Here is a 1897-nt window from a genome sequence, read left to right as displayed (position 1 = left end):
GCTCGCCGGCCACCACAGGCTCCCCGGGACGACGATGAACCCTCACCCCCGCCCCGTGCTGCACCCGGGCCCCCGGCCGGGATCTGCCCGCGCCGAGCCGCCAGGCCGCCAAACCCACTGCCATCGCGTCGATGTCGCCCATTGTGCCGCTCCGGCCGGCCGTGACGGTTTCCGAACACCGACCAATCGGCAACGGTTTCGACAAATCGCCGCCCTGAGCGGCGACCAGCCGGCGGAACCGGTCCATCGCGGTGCCGTCACGCAGCGTCTGTGCCGGGTCGCGGCCGTCGATCCCGGCGAGCTGCAGCATCTCGCCGGCCAGCCGCACGGTCAGCTCCACGACGTCGGGCGGTCCGCCGCCGGCCAGCACTTCCAGGGCCTCGGCCACCTCGAGCGAGTTGCCGACGGTGCGACCCAGCGGCGAATTCATGTCCGTCAGCAGGGCGCGCGTGGGCACGCCATGCGCGGCGCCGAGGTCAACCATGGTGTGCGCCAGTTCGCGGGACTGCGCCTCGGATTTCAGGAAGGCCCCGGCACCGACCTTCACGTCGAGTACCAGCGCGCCCGCTCCCTCGGCCAGCTTCTTGCTCATGATCGAACTGGCGATCAGCGGCAGGGATTCGACGGTGCCGGTGATGTCGCGCAGCGCATAGAGCTTGGCGTCGGCGGGGGCCAACTCGCCGGCCGCGAAGATGGCCGCACCGACGTCGCAAAGTTGTTGGCGCACACGTTGATTGGACAGCGTCGCGGTGAACCCGGAGATTGATTCCAGCTTGTCCAGAGTGCCGCCGGTATGGCCGAGTCCCCGGCCCGCCGCCTGCGGCACCGCCGCACCGCAGGCGACGACGACGGGCACCAACGGCAGGGTGATTTTGTCGCCTACCCCGCCGGTGGAGTGCTTGTCCACGGTCGGCAGCCGCAGATCGGCGAAATCCATCCGGGCACCCGATACCAGCATCGCCGACGTCCATCTGGCGGTCTCGCCGGAGTCCATGCCGCGCCAGAAAATCGCCATCAACAAAGCCGACATCTGTTCCGGGGCGACCCGGCCGTCGGTGAAGGCCCTAATGACCCAGTCGATGGCGGCATCGGATAACCGACCACCGTCGCGCTTGGTCCGGATTACCGTCGGCGCGTCGAATTCGAAGTCCGTCAAGACGATTCCTCGGTCAGTTCGGGCCGACCGGCTCGGGGTCGCCCAGCCGGGTGGTCGGTGCGCAGCGCGGGGCGGTCGTCAACCAGTGCCGGACCGGTACCCGCAACCGCGAGGACGGCGGATACGCTCCGGTCGCTTCGTCGTTTGCCTTGTCCCGCAGCAGCTTCCAACAGCTCATCGTCGAGCACGCGTTAGAGGGTACCTCGCCCGACGTGCACCCGACTTGCAGCCGTTCTCTTCGAATACCCCCGCTTCGGCAGATCGGCACAGCGGGTGACTACCTTTGCGGCGGGCGACCGCGATGGCCCGGTCGGGGTATGCCGTTGGGCACAGTCGTTGTACGCCGTTGACGAGGACGGAGAACGAATCTAACCCCGCGGCGACCCTGCCGCTCCAGGGCTCGAAGCCGGCTTGGATGCTGGTCAGGTACCACGAGTAGGTGACCGGCTCCGGGGTTCTTGTCTTGGCTCGCGAATCAGGATTGGCAGTGGTCGCGGCGGGTTGAGCTGTTGCGTTGCGTGCGGGGATGGGTGCGCGTCAGATTTGTAGGTAGCGGGGTTTGAGGCTGGTTACGAGGTAGTCGGGTTGTGGTATAAACAACCAGACAGGAGGCCGAAGGTGGACGACGCCCCGCTGGAGGATCTGGAACAGCAGCGGGCGCGGCTGTATGAGCAGCTGGCCGCGACGGGCGACTTCCGGCGCGGCTCAGTCAGCGCGAACTACCGCCGCTGCGGGAAGCCG

Annotated in this window: 2 protein-coding genes; both read right to left on the bottom strand. The window is 68.0% G+C overall.

Going from position 1 to position 1897, the window contains the following annotated elements; genetic code table 11:
* The coding region (locus EET03_RS05120) for a thymidine phosphorylase (RefSeq protein ID WP_122508736.1) at positions 1 to 1156 on the bottom strand (1156 nt) is incomplete at its 3' end.
* 13 nt (positions 1157 to 1169) lie between these two features.
* Entirely contained in the window at positions 1170 to 1334 is a 165-nt protein-coding gene (locus EET03_RS30065; RefSeq protein WP_167470586.1) for a hypothetical protein, read from the bottom strand.
* Positions 1335 to 1897 lie beyond the last annotated feature (563 nt).

This window comes from Mycobacterium innocens (assembly GCF_900566055.1).
Classification (GTDB): Bacteria; Actinomycetota; Actinomycetes; order Mycobacteriales; family Mycobacteriaceae; genus Mycobacterium; species Mycobacterium innocens.
This window is presented reverse-complemented; position numbering and strand designations above follow the sequence as displayed.